Here is an 18163-nt window from a genome sequence, read left to right as displayed (position 1 = left end):
AAGGAGTGACGGCCTAGGGCGAAGCACCGATTGCACGCAGGCCCTATAATGCGGCGTTTTGCGTCAACGGAATTTCTTACCCAGTGCCAGCCTCTTCAGAGACTCTGCTAGAGCTTCGCGACGTCGACTTCGGTTACGGCGACCGGCTCGTCCTGTCGAACCTGAACATGCGATTCACGCGTGGGCAGGTGGTCGCGGTCATGGGCGGCTCCGGCTGCGGAAAAACCACGACGCTGCGGCTGGTCGGCGGTCTCGTCAGGGCGAGCCGCGGCCAAGTGCTGTACGGCGGCCAGGACGTCGGCGCGCAGACGCGCGACGGCCTCTACGCGCTGCGCCGCAAGATGGGCATGCTCTTTCAATTCGGCGCGCTGTTCACGGACCAGACCGTGTTCGAGAACGTCGCGTTCCCGCTGCGGGAGCACACCGATCTGCCGGAAGAACTCATCCGCGATCTCGTGCTGATGAAGCTGAACGCGGTCGGCTTGCGCGGCGCGCGCGATCTCGCGCCGTCGGAAATCTCGGGCGGCATGGCGCGTCGCGTCGCGCTTGCCCGCGCCATCGCGCTCGACCCCGAACTGATGATGTACGACGAGCCGTTCGCCGGTCTCGATCCCATCTCTCTCGGCATCACCGCCAAGCTGATCCGCACGATCAACGACGCGCTCGGCGCGACCTCCATCCTCGTCACGCACGACGTGCCCGAATCGTTTGCCATCGCGGATTACGTGTACTTCATCGCCAACGGCGGGATTCACGCGGAAGGCACGCCGGACCAGTTGCGCGCGTCGCAAGACCCGACGGTGCGCCAGTTCATCGACGGCACGCCGGACGGTCCTTTCAAGTTCCACTACGCGAGCCAGCCGCTCGCGGCGGATTTCGGCATCGGAGGCAAGGCATGATCAGCGCACTCGGACGCTGGGTGCTCGACGGCTTCGGCACCGCCGGCTACGCGACGCGCATGCTTGTGCGCCTCGTGCTCGAATTCTTCCCGCTGTTGCGCCGCCCGCGGCTTGTCACGAAACAGATCCATTTCGTCGGCAATTATTCGCTTGTCATCATCGCGGTGTCGGGCTTGTTCGTCGGCTTCGTGCTCGGGCTGCAGGGCTATTACACGCTGAATCGCTACGGCTCCGAGCAGGCGCTCGGGCTGCTCGTCGCGCTGTCGCTCGTGCGCGAGCTCGGGCCGGTCGTCACCGCGCTGCTGTTCGCGGGGCGCGCGGGCACGTCGCTCACCGCCGAAATCGGCTTGATGAAAGCGGGCGAGCAGCTAACGGCGATGGAAATGATGGCCGTCGACCCCATGAAAGTGGTGGTCGCGCCGCGCATGTGGGCGGGCATCATCGCCATGCCGGTGCTCGCGGCCATCTTTAGCGCGGTCGGCGTAATCGGCGGCTATGTGGTCGGCGTGCTGCTGATCGGCGTGGATTCCGGCGCGTTCTGGTCACAGATGCAAGGCGGCGTGGACGTGTGGCGCGATGTGGGCAACGGCGTCGTGAAAAGCGTCGTGTTCGGTTTCGCGGTGACGTTCATCGCGTTGTTCCAGGGCTACGAAGCCCGGCCGACGCCCGAAGGCGTCTCGCGCGCGACGACCAAGACGGTCGTGTACGCGTCGCTCGCGGTGCTCGGCCTCGATTTCCTGCTGACCGCGTTGATGTTCAGCTGATGGACCGGGCGCGAACGTCCGCTACGGCGTGGGCGTTGTGAAGGGCACAGACCGTCACGCGCGTTCCGCGACAAGATTTTCTTTGGAAAGACGATGAAAAAGACTGCTCTCGACTTTTGGGTCGGCCTCTTCGTGGTGCTCGGTTTCGTGGCGCTGCTGTTCCTCGCGCTGAAGGCCGGCAACATGAGTTCCCTGTCGTTCCAGCAAACCTATGCGGTGCGGCTCAAGTTCGACAACATCGGCGGGCTCAAGCCGCGCGCGCCCGTGAAAAGCGCGGGCGTGACGGTCGGGCGCGTCGGCTCGATCGGCTTCGATGCGAACACGTACCAGGCGGTCGTGACCATCGATATCGACAAGCAATATCAGTTTCCAAAGGACTCGTCCGCGAAGATCCTGACCTCCGGCCTGCTCGGCGAGCAGTACATCGGCCTGGAGCCGGGCGGTGACGACCAGATGCTCAAGAATGGCGACACGCTCACGATGACGCAATCGGCAGTCGTGCTTGAAAACCTGATCGGTCAATTCCTCTACAACAAGGCTGCGGATTCCGGCGCGTCGAAGTCGGCTGCACCGGCCGCGGCTGCGCCGGCGTTCCCGGGAGCGGCAAGCGCGATGGGCGCTGCGCCTGCACCGGCGGCATCGGCGGCGGGTGCGGCGTCGGACGCCGCCCAATAAGGAGAATCGTATGTACGCGATGGGGCTGCGGCGCGTGCTTGTCTCGGCGGCGGCGGTAACGCTCGCCGGCTGTGCGACGGTGACGACGCCGACCAAAGGCGATCCGTTCGAAAGCTACAACCGCACGATGTTCACGATCAACGACAAGGTCGATCAGGTCGCGCTGAAACCGGTTGCAAAGGCATACGTGTGGGCAGTTCCGGAGCCGGTGCGCAACAGCGTGACCAACTTCTTCTCGAATATCGGCGACGTCTACATCGCGGCGAACAACCTGATGCAGCTGAAGATCGCGGACGGTGTGTCGGACATCATGCGCGTCGCGATCAACACGGTGTTCGGCGTCGGCGGTCTGTTCGACGTCGCGACCGTCGCGAAGCTGCCGAAGCATGCGGGCGACTTCGGCCTGACGCTCGGGCATTACGGCGTGCCGCCCGGGCCGTACGTCGTGTTGCCGTTGCTTGGCCCGAGCACCGTGCGCGACACGAGCGGGCTCGTCGTCGACTATTTCGGCAATCCGCTCAGCTACGTCAGTCCGGATTCGGTGAGCTGGGCGCTGTACGGTGTGAATCTCGTTAATGTGCGAGCGAATTTGCTCGGCGCAACGGATGTCCTCGCGGACGCCGCGCTCGACAAGTACTCGTTCGTGCGTAACGCCTATTTGCAGCGACGCCAGTATCTGATCGGCGAAAGCATGGGCGCCGACGCGGATGCCGCACCGCCCGACTACGACGAAGCGCCGCTGCCGAGCTACGCCGAGCCGGACGGCACGGCAGGCGCCGTTGGCGCTGCCGGCGCGTCGGCGACGGCCGTTGCGCCTGCAGGGGCTGCGTCGGGCGCGGCTCCTGCTTCGGAAACCGCTGCGGCGCCGAACGCGGCCAGTTCGACGGGCAACACGACGGTGCCGGGCAATCAGTATGTCCCGCCGCGTGCTCCGCCGGGCTTCCCTTCGTTCCGCTTGCGCTAGGTGTATCGACGCTAACGCGCGGTAACAAAACCGACAGCATTTTTTACAGCTTGAGCTGCGTGTTCACTGAACTACGGTCACGTGAACGCGCTCAAACCCAAGCCACTTTTTGCAGGAACTGCGATGAAAAAACTCTTTTTGCTTCCCTTGTTTGCCATGTTCATGGCGTTCTGCGGCGCGGCCTCGGCGCAGACCGTCGATACCAACTCGCCCGACGGCATGATCAAGACCGTGACGCAGCAGGTTCTCGATCAGATCAAGACCGACCCGCAACTTCAGTCGGGCAACATTCAGCGCATCACCGAACTCGTCAACCAGAAGATCCTGCCGTACACGGACTTCACGCGCACGACGCGTCTCGTGATGGGCCGCAACTGGAATTCGGCCACGCCGGAACAGCAAAAGCAGATCGTCGAGCAATTCAAGATGCTGTTGATCCGCACGTACTCGGGCGCGCTCGGCCAAGTTCGCAACCAGACCATTCAGTACAAGCCGTTCCGGGCATCGCCGGAAGATACGGATGTCGTCGTTCGCTCCGTCGTGATGAACAACGGTTCGCCGGTGGAGCTGGACTATCGCCTGTACAAGACGCCCCAAGGCTGGCGCGTGTATGACATCAACGTGCTCGGCGCATGGCTGATCCAGGCATACCAGCAGCAGTTCAGCGAGCAGATTTCGCAGCACGGCGTCGATGGCCTGCTGCAGTTCCTGACGCAGCGTAACCAGCAACTGGCGAACGGCAAGGCTTCGTCGTGAGTTCACCCGGCACCGGCGGCCGTTTCCAGACGGCCGCAACGCTGACCCACGAGAGCGCAAAGTCCGCGCTCGAGTCGGGTCTTTCGCGCATCGCCGCGGGCGCGACGGAAGTCGATTGCGCGCCGTTGCGGCAGTTCGATTCGTCCGCGCTCGCCGTGCTGCTCGCATGGCAGCGCGCGGCCACCGCACGCGGCGCCGCGCTCGGTATCGTCAACACTCCCTCCGGGCTTGCCAGTCTCGCGCAAGCCTATGGCGTCGACACGCTGCTTACCTTCCGACATTGATCCTGTACTGACTTTCTTCAGCGGCGCGCTCATCGGGCGCCATTTCCGCCGCAAACAGGATCGTTCCGACGTCGGGTCAATCGGCTTTGCCCTATAATCAAACGTTTTTTCGGGCCGACACCCGGCTCCTTCCGAGCGAGCCCCGGTCCCGTCAAGCAACAAATCCGCCAATCGAGGCGCGGCCGCTGATGCACGCGCACTGTCAATGTCAGCCATAGAAATCCGAAACGTCAGGAAGCGCTACAAGGACCTCCAGGCGCTCAAGGGCGTGAGCCTCACGGTGGAAGAGGGCGAATTCTTCGGCCTGCTCGGGCCGAACGGCGCGGGCAAAACCACGTTGATCAGCATTCTCGCCGGGCTCGCGCGTGCCGACAGCGGCACGATCGCCGTGCGCGGCCATGATGTCGTCAGCGATTTCCGCGCGGCTCGGCGCGCGCTCGGCGTCGTTCCGCAGGAACTCGTGTTCGACCCGTTCTTCACGGTCCGCGAGTCTTTGCGCATTCAGTCCGGCTATTTCGGCTTGCGTAACAACGACGACTGGATCGACGAGGTCATGGCGAATCTCGATCTCACCGAAAAGGCCGATGTCAACACGCGCGCGCTGTCGGGCGGCATGAAGCGCCGCGTGCTGGTCGCGCAGGCGCTGGTGCATCGGCCGCCCGTGATCGTGCTGGACGAGCCGACGGCCGGCGTCGATGTCGAGTTGCGTCAAACGTTGTGGAAATTCATCTCGCGTCTGAACCGCGAAGGCCACACGATCGTTCTGACCACGCATTACCTCGAAGAAGCGGAATCGCTGTGCGACCGCCTCGCGATGCTTCGCCGCGGCGAAGTGGTCGCGCTGGAGCGCACGAGCACGCTGCTGCAGCGTTTCTCCGGCATGCAGCTCTATCTGCGTTTCTCGAGCGGCGTGTTGCCGGCCGAACTGCGTTCGCTGGAAGTCGATCCGCATGCCGTGGGAGGCGCGCAACATTTGCTGCGCCTGTCGAGCTACGACGAAGTCGAGCCGATTCTCGCAAAGTGCCGCGCGGCCGGTTGCACGTTCGATGAAATCGAAGTGCGCAAGGCCGATCTCGAAGATGTGTTCGTGCAGGTCATGAACGAGCCCGAAGTCGTCGAGGGCCTGTCATGAGCGGCTTTCGCACGTTGTTCTACAAGGAGCTGCTGCGCTTCTGGAAAGTGTCGTTCCAGACGGTGCTCGCGCCCATCGTGACCGCGCTGCTTTACCTGACCATCTTCGGCCACGCGCTGTCGGGCCACGTGCAGGTTTATCCTGGCGTCGGCTATACCAGCTTTCTCGTGCCGGGTCTCGTGATGATGAGCGTGCTGCAGAACGCGTTCGCGAACAGCTCGTCGTCGCTGATTCAATCGAAGATCACCGGCAATCTCGTCTTCGTGCTCCTGCCGCCCATCGCGCATTGGGAAATGTTCTTTGCATATGTGCTCGCGTCGGTCGTGCGCGGGTTGTGCGTCGGACTGGGCGTGTTCATCGTGACGATATGGTTCATCCCGATGTCTTTTTCCGCGCCGTTCTACATCATTGCGTTCGCGATGCTCGGTTCGGCGATCCTCGGCACGCTCGGCCTCATCGCCGGCATCTGGGCCGACAAGTTCGATCAGCTGGCCGCGTTCCAGAACTTCCTGATCATGCCGCTCACGTTTCTCTCCGGCGTGTTTTATTCAACGCATACGCTGCCGCCGGTGTGGCGCGCGGTGTCGCATCTAAACCCGTTCTTTTACATGATCGACGGTTTTCGCTACGGCTTCTTCGGCCTTTCCGATGTCAACCCGCTGGTGAGTCTCGGCATCGTCGGCGGCTTTCTGGCCGTGCTGGCGCTGATCGCCGTGCGTCTGCTCGCGAGTGGCTACAAGCTGCGTCACTAACTCATCTCAAGGACACGTTATGTTGCCGACTCCGGAGCAAGTGAAGGATTACATCGCTGGCGGCTTGCAGTGCCAGCATCTCGAAGTGGAAGGCGACGGTCAGCACTTCTTCGCGACGATCGTGAGCGATGCGTTCGTCGGCAAGCGGCTGATCGCGCGTCATCAACTGGTGTATGCAGCGCTCGGCGAGCGCATGCGCGAGGAGATTCATGCGCTCAGCATGAAGACCCTCACTCCCGACGAATGGAAATCGGCCTGATCCATCCGGCGAATCCAGGCAGGCCACAGTCACTCTCAGCAATACCGCAACACCCGGCATCACCCGGCAGGAAACAGTGCGAATCATTCAAGATAACCGCGGCGCCGAATCTGGCTCCGCAGCAGGACGCTCGGTCGAAGGACAAGCAACCATGGACAAACTGGTCATCACAGGGGGCGCGAAGCTCTCCGGCGAAATCACCGTATCGGGCGCGAAGAACGCGGCTTTGCCGATTCTGTGCGCGAGCCTTCTCACCGCCGAGGACGTCCAGCTGTCGAACGTTCCGAATCTGAAGGACGTGCGCACGACGCTCGAACTTCTGCGTCAGATGGGCGTGCAGTCGCAGGCGCTGAACGACGGTTGCGTGACGCTGAACGCATCGAAGGTCGACCAGCTCGTCGCGCCGTATGAGATGGTCAAGACCATGCGCGCGTCGATCCTCGTGCTCGGGCCGCTCGTCGCGCGTTTCGGCGAAGCGAAGGTGTCGCTGCCGGGCGGCTGCGCAATCGGCGCGCGTCCGGTTGACCAGCACATCAAGGGTCTGCAGGCGATGGGCGCCGAAATTAACATCGAGCACGGCTTCATCGAGGCGCGGGCGAAGCGGTTGAAGGGCGCGCGCATCATCACCGACATGATTACCGTCACCGGCACCGAAAACCTGCTGATGGCGGCGGTGCTCGCCGATGGCCAGACGGTCATCGAGAACGCGGCGCGCGAGCCCGAAGTCAGCGACCTGGCGAATCTGCTCGTCGCGATGGGCGCGAAGATCGACGGCATCGGCACCGACCGGCTGGTGATTCAGGGCGTCGAAAAGCTGCACGGCGCGAAGCATGCCGTGGTGCCGGACCGCATCGAAGCGGGCACTTTCCTGTGCGCGGTTGCTGCCGCCGGCGGCGATGTCACGCTGCGTCGCGTCACCCCGTCGCTGCTCGATGCGGTCACCGCAAAGCTGCGCGAGGCGGGCGTGTCGATCGAGGAAGGTGACGACTGGATGCGCGTTCGCATGGACAAGCGTCCGGACGCCGTGAACATTCGCACGTCCGAATACCCCGCGTTCCCGACCGACATGCAGGCGCAGTTCATGGCGCTCAACGCGATTGCAAACGGCACGTCGCAAGTCGTCGAGACCATTTTCGAGAATCGCTTCATGCACGTGCAGGAGCTGAATCGTCTGGGCGCGCGCATCACGATCGACGGCAACACGGCCCTTGTCGCCGGCGTCGAGCAACTGTCGGGCGCCAAGGTAATGGCCACCGATCTGCGCGCGTCGGCGAGTCTCGTGATCGCGGCGATGTGCGCGGACGGGGAAACGCTGATCGACCGCATCTACCATCTGGATCGCGGGTACGACCGCATGGAGTCGAAACTGACGGCCGTGGGCGCGAACGTTCGCCGCATCAAGGGCACCGGGAGCGAGCAATGAGTTCGCTGCCGCAGACATCGGCGTCGGTCGGCGCGAGCGCGCCCCTCACGCTCGCATTGTCGAAAGGGCGTATCTTCGAGGAAACGGTGCCGCTGCTCGCGGCAGCCGGCGTGCAGGTGGCCGAAGATCCGGAAAGCTCGCGCAAGCTGATTCTGCCGACGACCAATCCGAACCTGCGCGTCATCATCGTGCGCGCGACCGATGTCCCGACGTACGTCGAATACGGCGCGGCGGACTTCGGCGTGGCGGGCAAGGACGTGCTGATCGAACACGGCGGCAGCGGGCTGTATCAGCCGGTCGATCTCGATATCGCGCGCTGCCGGATGTCGGTCGCGGTCAAGGCCGGTTTCGACTACGCGAGCGCGGTGCGCCAGGGCGCGCGCCTGCGGGTTGCGACGAAGTACACGCAGACGGCGCGCGAGCACTTCGCCGCGAAGGGCGTGCACGTCGATCTGATCAAGCTGTACGGGTCGATGGAGCTCGCGCCGCTCGTCGGCCTGGCGGATGCGATCGTCGATCTGGTCAGTTCGGGCGGCACGCTGCGCGCCAACAATCTGGTCGAGGTCGAAGAGATCATGCAGATTTCGTCGCGCCTCGTCGTGAATCAGGCGGCGCTGAAGCTGAAGCGCGCGGCGCTCAAGCCGTATCTCGATGCGTTCGAGCGCGCCTCGGCAGGAACGAACAACTAGGGCGGCCGCATCGCGCGGTGCGCCACAGCACACGGAAACCAGCATGTCTATCAAGATTCGTAAGCTCGATTCCAGCACCGCCGGTTTTCAGAAGGCGCTGCGCGCGGTTCTCGCGTTCGAAGCGAGCGAGGACGAAGCCATCGAGCGCGCCGTCGCGCAGATTCTCGCGGACGTGAAATCGCGCGGCGACGCCGCCGTGCTCGAGTACACGAATAAGTTCGATCGCCTGAAAGCGGACAGCGTCGCGGCGCTGGAACTGCCTGCTTCGGAGATGGAAGCCGCGCTCGAAGGGCTCGAACCGAAGCGCCGCGCGGCGCTCGAAGCGGCGGCGGCGCGCGTGCGTGGCTATCACGAGAAGCAGCGCATCGAATGCGGAAGCCATAGCTGGCAATACACGGAAGCCGACGGCACCGTGCTCGGCCAGAAGGTCACGCCGCTCGATCGCGCCGGTATTTACGTGCCGGGCGGCAAGGCGGCGTATCCGTCGTCGGTGCTGATGAATGCGATTCCGGCGCGCGTCGCGGGCGTCAAGGAAATCGTGATGGTCGTGCCGACGCCCGACGGCGTGAAGAATCCGCTCGTGCTCGCGGCTGCGCTGCTCGGCGGTGTGGACCGCGTGTTCACGATCGGCGGCGCGCAGGCGGTCGGCGCGCTCGCGTACGGTACGGAATCCGTGCCGGCCGTCGAACAAGATTTGCGGGCCGGGCAACGCGTATGTCGCGTCGGCGAAGCGGCGGGTGTTCGGGACCGTGGGCATCGACATGATCGCGGGTCCGTCCGAAATTCTCGTGATCTGCGACGCCACCACCGACCCGCGCTGGGTCGCAATGGATCTGTTCTCGCAAGCCGAGCACGACGAGCTCGCGCAATCCATTCTGCTGTGCCCCGATGCGGCGTTCATTCAGCGCGTGGAAGACGCGATCGTCGAGTTGCTGCCCGCGATGCCGCGCCGCGACGTGATTCAGCGGTCGCTCGAGGATCGCGGCGCGCTCATCAAGGTGAAGGACATGGCCGAGGCGTGCGCGATCGCCAACGACATCGCGCCGGAGCACCTGGAAATCTCCGCGCTCGATCCGCATCAGTGGGCCGCGCAGATTCACAACGCCGGTGCGATGTTCCTCGGCCGTTACACGAGCGAAAGTCTCGGCGATTACTGCGCCGGGCCGAATCACGTGCTGCCGACTTCGCGGACTGCGCGTTTCTCGTCGCCGCTCGGCGTCTACGACTTCATGAAGCGTTCGAGCGTGATCGAAGTGAGCGCGGACGGGGCGCAGACCCTCGGAGAAATCGCGGCGGAACTGGCTTACGGCGAAGGCTTGCAGGCGCATGCGAAGAGCGCCGAATACCGAATGAAAAACCTCGGCTGAACCTTGCCGGTCCTATCGAACGAGGCGGCCCGAGAGCCGCCGGCGGCATCATGACGACACCACAAGACATCATTCGTCCCGACATCCTCGCGATGACGAGCTATCCGGTGCCCGATTCGTCGGGCCTCATCAAGCTCGACGCGATGGAGAATCCGTACACGCTTCCCGCCGATCTCGCGGAGCGCCTCGGCGCGCATCTCGCGAGCGTCGCGCTGAATCGCTATCCGGCGCCGCGTCCCGCGCATCTGCTCGCGAAGCTCAAGCGGACGATGCACGTGCCCGACGCCTGCGACGTGCTCCTCGGCAACGGCTCGGACGAACTGATCAGCATGATGTCGGTGGCGTGCGCGAGGCCGGGCGCGAAAGTCGTCGCGCCGGTGCCGGGTTTCGTCATGTATCAGATGTCGGCGGCGTTCGCGGGAATGGAGTTCGTCGGCGTGCCGCTCAACGCGGACTTCACGCTCGATGCGAACGCGCTCATCGCCGCCATCGAAGAACACGCCCCGGCGCTCGTCTATCTCGCGTATCCGAACAATCCGACCGGCACGCTCTACAGCGACGCCGACTTGGAACGCGTGATCGCGGCGGCAGGCCGGAGTCTCGTCGTGATCGACGAAGCGTATCAGCCGTTCGCGGAGAAGACGTGGATGCCCCGCGCGGCCGAGTTTGACAATGTCGTCGTGATGCGCACGGTGTCGAAGCTCGGGCTGGCGGGCATTCGCCTGGGCTACATGGCCGGGCGGCCCGAGTGGATCACGCAGTTCGACAAGGTGCGTCCGCCGTACAACATCAACGTGCTCACGCAAGCCACTGCCGATTTCCTGCTCGATCACCTCGATGTGCTCGACGCGCAGGCGGCTGCGCTGCGAGAAGCGCGCACGGAACTCGCACGCGAAGTGGCCGCATTGCCGGGCATGACGGTCTATCCGAGCGCGGGCAACTTTCTGCTCGTGCGCGTGCCGGACGCCGCGCTCGCGTTCGAAACGCTTCTGACGTCGCGGGTTTTGATAAAAAACGTGGGTAAAATGCACCCATTGCTTTCAAATTGCGTGCGATTGACGGTCGGAACCGCAGAAGAAAACGCGCACATGGTCGCCGCACTCAAGAAGCTCTCCACTTTCGATTAAGTCTCAAGGAAACACCATGCGCATTGCGGAAGTCGTTCGCAACACCAGCGAAACGCAGATCCGTGTGAAGCTCGATCTGGACGGCGCCGGCAAGCAGAAGCTCGCCACCGGCGTGCCGTTCCTCGATCACATGCTCGATCAGATCGCCCGTCACGGCCTGTTCGACCTCGAAATCGAAGCGCATGGCGACCTCCATATCGACGATCACCATACCGTCGAGGACACCGGCATCACGCTTGGGCAAGCTGTGGCGAAGGCCATCGGCGACCGCAAGGGAATCCGCCGCTACGGGCACTCGTACGTGCCGCTGGACGAAGCGCTCTCGCGCGTGGTCATCGACTTCTCAGGGCGGCCGGGGCTCGAATTCAACGTGCCGTTCACGCGGGCGCGCATCGGCAATTTCGATGTCGACCTCACCATCGAATTTTTCCGTGGCTTCGTGAATCATGCCGGCGTGACGCTGCATATCGACAACCTGCGCGGCATCAACGCGCACCATCAGGTCGAGACCGTGTTCAAGGCCTTCGGCCGCGCGCTTCGCATGGCCGTCGAACTCGACGAACGTGCGGCGGGGCAGATTCCATCGACCAAAGGCAGTCTCTGAACGCTGCATGCCGGTTCGGCGCGACCTCGCGTTCAACCCGGCTGGCCATCCGCGATGGATCTTTTCAAGTCGTTCATATCCTTGCTCGCGCTGATCAACCCGATCGGCGCGATACCGTTTTTTCTCAGCCTCACCGCGCAGCAGTCGGATGTGGAGAAGCGCAACACCATCCGCGTCGCGTGCATTTCGGTGTTCTGCGTGATCGCCGTGACCGCGCTGCTCGGACAGCAGATCATCGCGTTCTTCGGCATTTCGGTCGGATCGTTTGAAGTCGGCGGCGGCATCATCATGTTGCTGATGGCGATCAGCATGCTGAACGCGCAAGTCGGCAACGCGCGCTCGACGCCCGAAGAACGCATGGAAGCCGAGGAGCGCAACAGCATCGCCGTCGTGCCGCTCGCCATTCCGCTGCTGACCGGGCCGGGATCGATCAGCACGGTGATCGTCTACGCCGCCAACGCGCAGCACTGGTACGACCGCTTCGGGCTCGTCGTGCTGGGCGCGATCATCGCGGCGCTGTGCTTCGGCGCGCTGAATCTGGCCGAGCCGATTGCGCGCTGGGTCGGACGGACCGGCATCAATATCGGCACGCGTCTGATGGGATTGATGTTGTCGGCGCTGGCGGTGGAGTTCATCGTCAACGGATTGAAGGCCCTGTTGCCTACTTTGAAATGAAAACTTCAATTGCGATTGTTGATTACGGAATGGGCAACCTGCGCTCGGTGTATCAGGCGCTGAAGAAGGCCGCGCCGGACGCCGACGTGGCGATCGTCGACCAGCCGCAAGCCATTCATGCGGCCGATCGCATCGTGTTGCCGGGCCAGGGCGCCATGCGCGACTGCATGGCGCATCTCGGCGCATCGGGGCTGCAGGAAGCGGTGATGCAGGCGTCGCGCGAGAAGCCGATGCTCGGCGTCTGCGTCGGCGAGCAGATGCTTTTCGACTGGAGCGAGGAAGGCGATACGAAGGGTCTCGGGCTCTTTCCCGGCAAGGTGCTGCGCTTTCATCTGGAAGGCCGCGTGCAGGACGACGGCTCGCGCTTCAAGGTGCCGCAGATGGGCTGGAATCGCGTGCGTCAGACGCAGGCGCATCCGGTGTGGGACGGCATCGCGGATGGCGCGTTCTTCTACTTCGTGCACAGCTACCACGTAGTGCCCGACAATCCGGCGCATACGTCGGGCGAAACCGTCTACGGCGATGCCTTCACGTCCGCAGTCGCGCGCGACAACATCTTCGCGACGCAGTTTCACCCTGAAAAAAGCGCGGACGCGGGGCTGAGGCTGTATCGAAACTTCGTGCACTGGAATCCGTGAGACCTACCGCACGTTAGCCGTCCGGCCTATGCCGGCGGCCGACAGGATGCTGCAAGACTTGTACTACACTAGCGAGACGGCCCGGGCGGCCGTTCTCATCAATTTCATCCAGACACTACGCGATACCTATGCTGCTCATTCCGGCCATCGATCTTAAAGACGGTCAGTGCGTGCGCCTCAAGCAGGGCGATATGGACCAGGCGACCATTTTCTCGGAGGATCCGGCGGCGATGGCCCGGCATTGGGTCAACAAGGGCGCGCGCAGGCTGCACCTCGTCGATCTGAACGGGGCATTCGCGGGCAAGCCGAGAAACGGCGACGCCATCCGCGCGATCATCGAAGAAGTGGGCAGCGAGATCCCGGTGCAACTGGGCGGCGGCATTCGCGATCTGAACACGATCGAACGTTATCTGGACGATGGCCTCTCGTACGTGATCATCGGCACGGCGGCGGTGAAGAATCCCGGTTTCCTGCAGGACGCGTGCACCGCGTTCGCCGGGCACATCATCGTCGGCCTGGACGCGAAGGACGGCAAGGTCGCCACCGACGGCTGGAGCAAGCTGACCGGCCACGAAGTCGTGGACCTCGGCCGCAAGTTCGAGGACTACGGCTGCGAGTCCATCATCTATACCGACATCGGCCGCGACGGCATGCTTCAGGGCATCAACATCGACGCCACCGTGCGGCTCGCGCAAGCGGTAAAGATTCCGGTGATCGCGAGCGGCGGCTTGTCGAGCATCGCGGACATCGAGTCGCTGTGCGAAGTCGAGAGCGAAGGCATCGAAGGCGTGATTTGCGGGCGCGCGATCTACTCCGGCGATCTGGATTTCAACGCCGCGCAAACGCGCGCCGACGCGCTGCGAGAAGCGGACGACGCATAAATTCGGTGCTTCGCCTCTCGCGCGGACTTTGCAGCGCGCCGGGCGGCGCTGGCCGCCCTCACTTGTATCGAACCGGCAGTGGCAAGAACATGGCTCTCGCAAAACGCATCATCCCTTGTCTGGACGTAACCGCTGGGCGCGTCGTCAAGGGCGTCAACTTCGTGGAATTGCGCGACGCGGGCGATCCCGTCGAGATCGCGCGGCGCTATGACGATCAGGGTGCCGACGAACTCACGTTCCTCGACATCACCGCGACGTCCGATCAGCGCGATCTCATCCTGCCGATCATAGAGGCCGTCGCGTCGCAGGTCTTTATCCCGCTGACGGTCGGCGGCGGCGTGCGCGCGGTCGAGGACGTCCGGCGGCTGCTGAACGCGGGCGCGGACAAGATCAGCATGAATTCGTCTGCGGTGGCGAATCCGCAACTCGTGCGCGACGCGTCGGACAAGCATGGTTCGCAGTGCATCGTCGTCGCGATCGACGCGAAGCGCGTATCGGCGGAAGGCGAGCCGGCGCGCTGGGAAGTGTTCACGCACGGCGGCCGCAAGGCGACGGGCATCGGCGCCGTCGAATGGGCGCGCAAGATGGCCGAACTCGGCGCGGGCGAAATTCTGCTGACGAGCATGGATCGCGATGGCACGAAGGCCGGCTTCGATCTCGCGCTGACACGCGCCGTCTCGGACGCCGTGCCGGTCCCGGTGATCGCTTCGGGCGGCGTCGGCTCGCTGCAGCATCTGGCGGACGGTATCGTCGACGGTCACGCCGACGCGGTGCTCGCAGCGAGCATCTTCCACTATGGCGAGCACACGGTCGGTGAAGCGAAGCGCTTCATGGCCGGCCAGGGCATTTCGGTGAGGATCTGACTGTGACCGATCAAGCCAGCTGGCTGGACAGGGTGAAGTGGGACGCCAACGGGCTAGTCCCGGTTATTGCGCAAGAGGCGTCGACGAACGACGTCCTCATGTTCGCGTGGATGAATCGCGAGGCGCTTCTCAAGACCATCGAACTGAAACGCGCCGTGTATTTCTCGCGTTCGCGCCAGCGCTTGTGGTTCAAGGGCGAGGAATCGGGGCACGTACAGCTCGTCCATGACGTGCGTCTCGATTGCGACGAGGACGTCGTGCTGCTCAAAGTCGAGCAGGTTTCGGGCATTGCCTGTCACACGGGCCGCCACTCCTGTTTCTTCCAGAAATTCGAAGGAACGGCTGACAACGGCGAGTGGATCGCCGTCGAGCCGGTCCTGAAAGACCCAGAAAGCATCTATAAATGACGCAAGCCACCACGCTGGACACGCTGCTGCGCCTCGCCGCCGTCATCGACAGCCGCAAGGGCGGCGATCCGGAACAATCCTACGTTTCGCGACTCTTTCATAAAGGTGACGATGCGGTCCTGAAGAAGATCGGCGAGGAAGCGACGGAAGTCGTGCTCGCCGCAAAGGACGCGCGGCACGGCGGTGCGCCCAAGGCGCTCGTCGGCGAAGTCGCCGATTTGTGGTTCCACTGTCTCGTGATGCTGTCGCACTTCGACCTGAGCCCGGCCGACGTGGTCGCTGAACTTGAGCGGCGCGAAGGCTTGTCGGGTATCGAAGAGAAGGCGCTGCGCAAGTCGCGCGAGCGCGAGCGGAACGGCGGCTGACGAGGTTTCGCTCACTTTCTCGCGCACGCGTTGGAGGCAAGCATGAGAACGTCCGATCAGCCGTATCCGCCGACTGTATTCACCGACCCCGGCGAAGCGGAGCGCCTGCGCCGGCTGCGCACGCTGACCCACATCGTCTACGCGCTGTATGCGCTTTATTGGCTGACGGGCGGCTTGACCGTGCTCGTCGCGATCATCATCAACTACCTGAAGCGCGGCGATACGGTGGGCACGCCATACGAAGCGCACTTCACGTGGCAGATCCGCACGTTCTGGTGGGCGGTGCTCGGACACGTTATCGGCGCAGCGTTGCTGTTCGTCGGCATCGGCTTCGTCATCTTGTTTGCGGTCGGTATCTGGACCCTTTATCGCGTCATCAAGGGCTGGCTGTTCCTATACGAAAACAAAGCGATCGAACCGCGCGCGTGGTTCTGATCGGCAACGCCGGGTCTCCGGGCATTGGATATTCATGAGCCAAGACAACTGCATCTTCTGCAAGATCGCCTCGGGGCAGCTTCCGAGCACGAAGGTCTACGAAGACGACGAATTCGTCGCGTTCAACGACATCAATCCGGCGGCGCCGGTTCATGTGCTGGTCATCCCCCGCAAGCACATTGAAACACTTTCGGACTGCTCCGAAAGCGATGCGCCGTTGCTTGGTAGAATGGTGAGTCTCGTTGGCCGTCTGGCAAAAGACCTGGGCGTTTCCTACACAGGGGGCGACACCGGGTTCCGCACGGTCATCAACACCGGGCCGGGCGGCGGGCAGGAGGTGTATCACATTCATGCGCATCTCTTGGCCGGGGAGCGCCCTTGGCGGCGGATGGGCTGATACGGTTTCATCGGCGTGTCGGCTTTTCAACGCAATATTGGGCGCGGAAAATCGATATACGTAAGCTGAAGCGCCATCGCTTCGGCAGGGCCGCAGAGTCGGGCTTCCGTCGCGGAAAATGGCTTGGCGGTCGAACTAAGGAGAGTTTTCATTCATGGGTTCGTTGAGCATTTGGCATTGGTTGATCGTGTTGCTGATCGTGGCGCTCGTCTTCGGGACGAAGAAGTTGCGCAATATCGGCGGCGATCTGGGCGGCGCGGTGAAGGGCTTCAAGGAAGGCATGCGCGAAGGGGACAACCCCGCCTCGCCCGAACAACGTGAACTGCCGCGCAACGGCGCAGTGGACGTGGAAGCGAAGGACAAGACCCGTTCCGGCGACTACCGCTGATCGGGCCGCTGACCGCAACCATTCACTTCTTCGTCAATGCTCGATCTCGGTCTGACCAAAATGGCGCTCATCGGCGTCGTCGCGCTGGTGGTGCTCGGGCCGGAGCGGCTGCCCGGCGTGGCGCGCACGGCTGGTGCGCTCTTCGGCCGCGCGCAGCGATACATCAACGACGTGAAGTCGGAGGTGGCGCGCGAGATGGAGCTCGACGAGCTCAAAAAGATGCGCACGCAGTTCGAAACGGCGGCGTCGAACGTCGAGACGACGATTCACGACAATCTCAAGCGCCACGAATCGGAATTGAACGACGCCTGGAATCAGGGGACGTCGGTTTCACCGAGCATCGCGGGCGGTGAATCGCCGGCGGTGGACGACGGCGGTTCCGGCGAGCAATGGCCCGCCGCTACGCCAGCGCGGCTCAAGCGCAAGAACTGGCGTGTCAAGCAGAGCGCGGTTCCGAGCTGGTACAAGCGCACCACCGCGCGCCGCACGCGCGTGCAGTCGGGCGCGGCGCGCGTCGCGCGGCATACACCCGCCACCCTGCGGCGTCCGACCAAATTCTTCTGATACGGCCGCATTTCTTCCATCGATGACCCATACCGAGGGCCGGCGTGAGCGACCCGCAACAAAATAAAGACGAGCCCGTCGAAGAGACGTTCATTTCGCATCTGGTCGAACTGCGCGATCGCATCATCCGTGCGGGCGCCGCGGTCATCGTCGTATTCATTTCGCTCGTGTACTGGGCGCCCGATATCTTCAAGCTGCTCGCGCGACCGCTGATGCAGAACCTGCCGCGCGACGGCAAGATGATCGTCACGGACGTCACCGGCTCGTTCTTCGTGCCGATGAAAGTCACGATGCTCGTTGCGTTCGTCATTGCGCTGCCCATCGTGCTGTATCAGATCTGGGCGTTCGTCGCGCCCGGCCTGTATCAGCACGAGAAGAAGCTGGTCGGCCCGCTGGTTTTCAGCAGCTACACGCTGTTTCTTTGTGGAATGGCGTTCGCGTACTTCATCGTGTTCCCGACGATTTTCCGCGTGATGGCGCATTACAACGCGCCGCTCGGCGCCGAAATGACGACGGATATCGACAATTACCTGAGCTTCGTGCTGACGATGTTCATCGCGTTCGGCGTGACGTTCGAGGTGCCGATCGTCGTCGTGTTGCTTGCGCGCATGGGCGTAGTGTCGATTGCGAAGCTGAAGCAGATTCGCCCCTATGTGATCGTCGGCGCGTTCGTCATCTCGGCGGTGGTGACGCCGCCGGACGTGTTCTCGCAGCTGATTCTCGCAATTCCACTCGTCATTCTTTATGAGGCGGGGATCGTGGCGGCGCGTTTCGTTGTCGGCAAGGAATCGGTCAAGAGTGAGGAAGCAGCGGCGGACTAGTGCGGTCGCTCTGCGGCGGATTGTCGCGTCTCTG

Annotated in this window: 24 protein-coding genes and 1 pseudogene; all 25 read left to right on the top strand. The window is 63.3% G+C overall.

Features of this window, described 5'->3' with window-relative positions:
• The first annotated feature begins 83 nt into the window (after positions 1 to 83).
• Entirely contained in the window at positions 84 to 899 is an 816-nt protein-coding gene (locus P9255_RS17590) for an ABC transporter ATP-binding protein (protein WP_309790180.1), read from the top strand.
• Positions 896 to 1663, top strand: coding sequence for a lipid asymmetry maintenance ABC transporter permease subunit MlaE (gene mlaE, locus P9255_RS17585; RefSeq protein ID WP_309763929.1), 768 nt, complete (start codon positions 896 to 898; stop codon positions 1661 to 1663). Before P9255_RS17590 ends, mlaE begins: the two co-directional genes overlap by 4 nt.
• A 93-nt stretch (positions 1664 to 1756) precedes the next feature.
• Positions 1757 to 2338, top strand: coding sequence for an outer membrane lipid asymmetry maintenance protein MlaD (gene mlaD, locus P9255_RS17580; RefSeq protein WP_309763930.1), 582 nt, complete (start codon positions 1757 to 1759; stop codon positions 2336 to 2338).
• 10 nt (positions 2339 to 2348) lie between these two features.
• Complete coding sequence (locus P9255_RS17575; RefSeq protein ID WP_309763931.1) at positions 2349 to 3302, top strand: VacJ family lipoprotein; 954 nt, start codon at positions 2349 to 2351, stop codon at positions 3300 to 3302.
• Between the two features lie 123 nt (positions 3303 to 3425).
• A complete protein-coding gene (locus P9255_RS17570; protein WP_309763932.1) occupies positions 3426 to 4058 on the top strand; it encodes an ABC transporter substrate-binding protein in 633 nt (210 codons plus the stop codon).
• On the top strand, positions 4055 to 4342 hold the full coding sequence (locus P9255_RS17565) for an STAS domain-containing protein (RefSeq protein WP_309763933.1): 288 nt from the start codon (positions 4055 to 4057) through the stop codon (positions 4340 to 4342). Before P9255_RS17570 ends, P9255_RS17565 begins: the two co-directional genes overlap by 4 nt.
• A gap of 205 nt (positions 4343 to 4547) precedes the next feature.
• Complete coding sequence (locus P9255_RS17560; RefSeq protein WP_309763934.1) at positions 4548 to 5474, top strand: ABC transporter ATP-binding protein; 927 nt, start codon at positions 4548 to 4550, stop codon at positions 5472 to 5474.
• Positions 5471 to 6226 carry an ABC transporter permease gene (locus tag P9255_RS17555; protein ID WP_309763935.1) on the top strand — a complete coding sequence of 252 codons (756 nt, stop codon included), beginning with the start codon at positions 5471 to 5473 and terminating at the stop codon, positions 6224 to 6226. The genes P9255_RS17560 and P9255_RS17555 overlap by 4 nt, the downstream gene beginning before the upstream one ends.
• A gap of 19 nt (positions 6227 to 6245) precedes the next feature.
• Entirely contained in the window at positions 6246 to 6485 is a 240-nt protein-coding gene (locus P9255_RS17550; protein ID WP_035967676.1) for a BolA family protein, read from the top strand.
• A gap of 151 nt (positions 6486 to 6636) precedes the next feature.
• Positions 6637 to 7908 carry a UDP-N-acetylglucosamine 1-carboxyvinyltransferase gene (gene murA / locus P9255_RS17545; RefSeq protein WP_309763936.1) on the top strand — a complete coding sequence of 424 codons (1272 nt, stop codon included), beginning with the start codon at positions 6637 to 6639 and terminating at the stop codon, positions 7906 to 7908.
• Positions 7905 to 8597 carry an ATP phosphoribosyltransferase gene (hisG, locus tag P9255_RS17540; protein WP_309763937.1) on the top strand — a complete coding sequence of 231 codons (693 nt, stop codon included), beginning with the start codon at positions 7905 to 7907 and terminating at the stop codon, positions 8595 to 8597. The genes murA and hisG overlap by 4 nt, the downstream gene beginning before the upstream one ends.
• A gap of 43 nt (positions 8598 to 8640) precedes the next feature.
• A pseudogene (gene hisD / locus P9255_RS17535) lies at positions 8641 to 9964 on the top strand (histidinol dehydrogenase).
• A 50-nt stretch (positions 9965 to 10014) separates the two neighbouring features.
• Complete coding sequence (gene hisC / locus P9255_RS17530; RefSeq protein WP_309763939.1) at positions 10015 to 11091, top strand: histidinol-phosphate transaminase; 1077 nt, start codon at positions 10015 to 10017, stop codon at positions 11089 to 11091.
• Positions 11092 to 11107: 16 nt separating this feature from the next.
• A complete protein-coding gene (hisB, locus tag P9255_RS17525; protein ID WP_035967682.1) occupies positions 11108 to 11695 on the top strand; it encodes an imidazoleglycerol-phosphate dehydratase HisB in 588 nt (195 codons plus the stop codon).
• Between the two features lie 54 nt (positions 11696 to 11749).
• Positions 11750 to 12370: a YchE family NAAT transporter gene (locus tag P9255_RS17520; RefSeq protein WP_309790179.1), complete on the top strand. Its 621-nt coding sequence runs from the start codon at positions 11750 to 11752 to the stop codon at positions 12368 to 12370.
• Positions 12367 to 13008: an imidazole glycerol phosphate synthase subunit HisH gene (gene hisH, locus P9255_RS17515; protein ID WP_309763941.1), complete on the top strand. Its 642-nt coding sequence runs from the start codon at positions 12367 to 12369 to the stop codon at positions 13006 to 13008. Before P9255_RS17520 ends, hisH begins: the two co-directional genes overlap by 4 nt.
• A 128-nt stretch (positions 13009 to 13136) precedes the next feature.
• Positions 13137 to 13889: a 1-(5-phosphoribosyl)-5-[(5-phosphoribosylamino)methylideneamino]imidazole-4-carboxamide isomerase gene (gene hisA / locus P9255_RS17510; protein ID WP_309790178.1), complete on the top strand. Its 753-nt coding sequence runs from the start codon at positions 13137 to 13139 to the stop codon at positions 13887 to 13889.
• Between the two features lie 89 nt (positions 13890 to 13978).
• Positions 13979 to 14752: an imidazole glycerol phosphate synthase subunit HisF gene (gene hisF, locus P9255_RS17505; protein ID WP_309790177.1), complete on the top strand. Its 774-nt coding sequence runs from the start codon at positions 13979 to 13981 to the stop codon at positions 14750 to 14752.
• 2 nt (positions 14753 to 14754) lie between these two features.
• Positions 14755 to 15159, top strand: coding sequence for a phosphoribosyl-AMP cyclohydrolase (hisI, locus tag P9255_RS17500; RefSeq protein WP_404980366.1), 405 nt, complete (start codon positions 14755 to 14757; stop codon positions 15157 to 15159).
• Entirely contained in the window at positions 15156 to 15524 is a 369-nt protein-coding gene (locus tag P9255_RS17495) for a phosphoribosyl-ATP diphosphatase (protein WP_309763943.1), read from the top strand. Before hisI ends, P9255_RS17495 begins: the two co-directional genes overlap by 4 nt.
• Positions 15525 to 15566: 42 nt before the next feature.
• Positions 15567 to 15959, top strand: coding sequence for a hypothetical protein (locus P9255_RS17490; RefSeq protein ID WP_309763944.1), 393 nt, complete (start codon positions 15567 to 15569; stop codon positions 15957 to 15959).
• 34 nt (positions 15960 to 15993) lie between these two features.
• Positions 15994 to 16356 (top strand): histidine triad nucleotide-binding protein, encoded by a 363-nt coding sequence (locus tag P9255_RS17485; protein ID WP_309763945.1) that lies wholly within the window; start codon positions 15994 to 15996, stop codon positions 16354 to 16356.
• Between the two features lie 154 nt (positions 16357 to 16510).
• On the top strand, positions 16511 to 16744 hold the full coding sequence (tatA, locus tag P9255_RS17480; RefSeq protein ID WP_244793922.1) for a Sec-independent protein translocase subunit TatA: 234 nt from the start codon (positions 16511 to 16513) through the stop codon (positions 16742 to 16744).
• Between the two features lie 36 nt (positions 16745 to 16780).
• On the top strand, positions 16781 to 17308 hold the full coding sequence (tatB, locus tag P9255_RS17475) for a Sec-independent protein translocase protein TatB (RefSeq protein ID WP_309763946.1): 528 nt from the start codon (positions 16781 to 16783) through the stop codon (positions 17306 to 17308).
• 44 nt (positions 17309 to 17352) lie between these two features.
• The gene (gene tatC / locus P9255_RS17470; RefSeq protein ID WP_309763947.1) at positions 17353 to 18129 is read left to right on the top strand and encodes a twin-arginine translocase subunit TatC; all 777 of its coding nucleotides are present in this window, start codon (positions 17353 to 17355) and stop codon (positions 18127 to 18129) included.
• Positions 18130 to 18163 lie beyond the last annotated feature (34 nt).

Origin of the sequence: Caballeronia sp. LZ019, assembly GCF_031450825.1 — a bacterium.
Taxonomy (GTDB): Bacteria; Pseudomonadota; Gammaproteobacteria; order Burkholderiales; family Burkholderiaceae; genus Caballeronia.
This window is presented reverse-complemented; position numbering and strand designations above follow the sequence as displayed.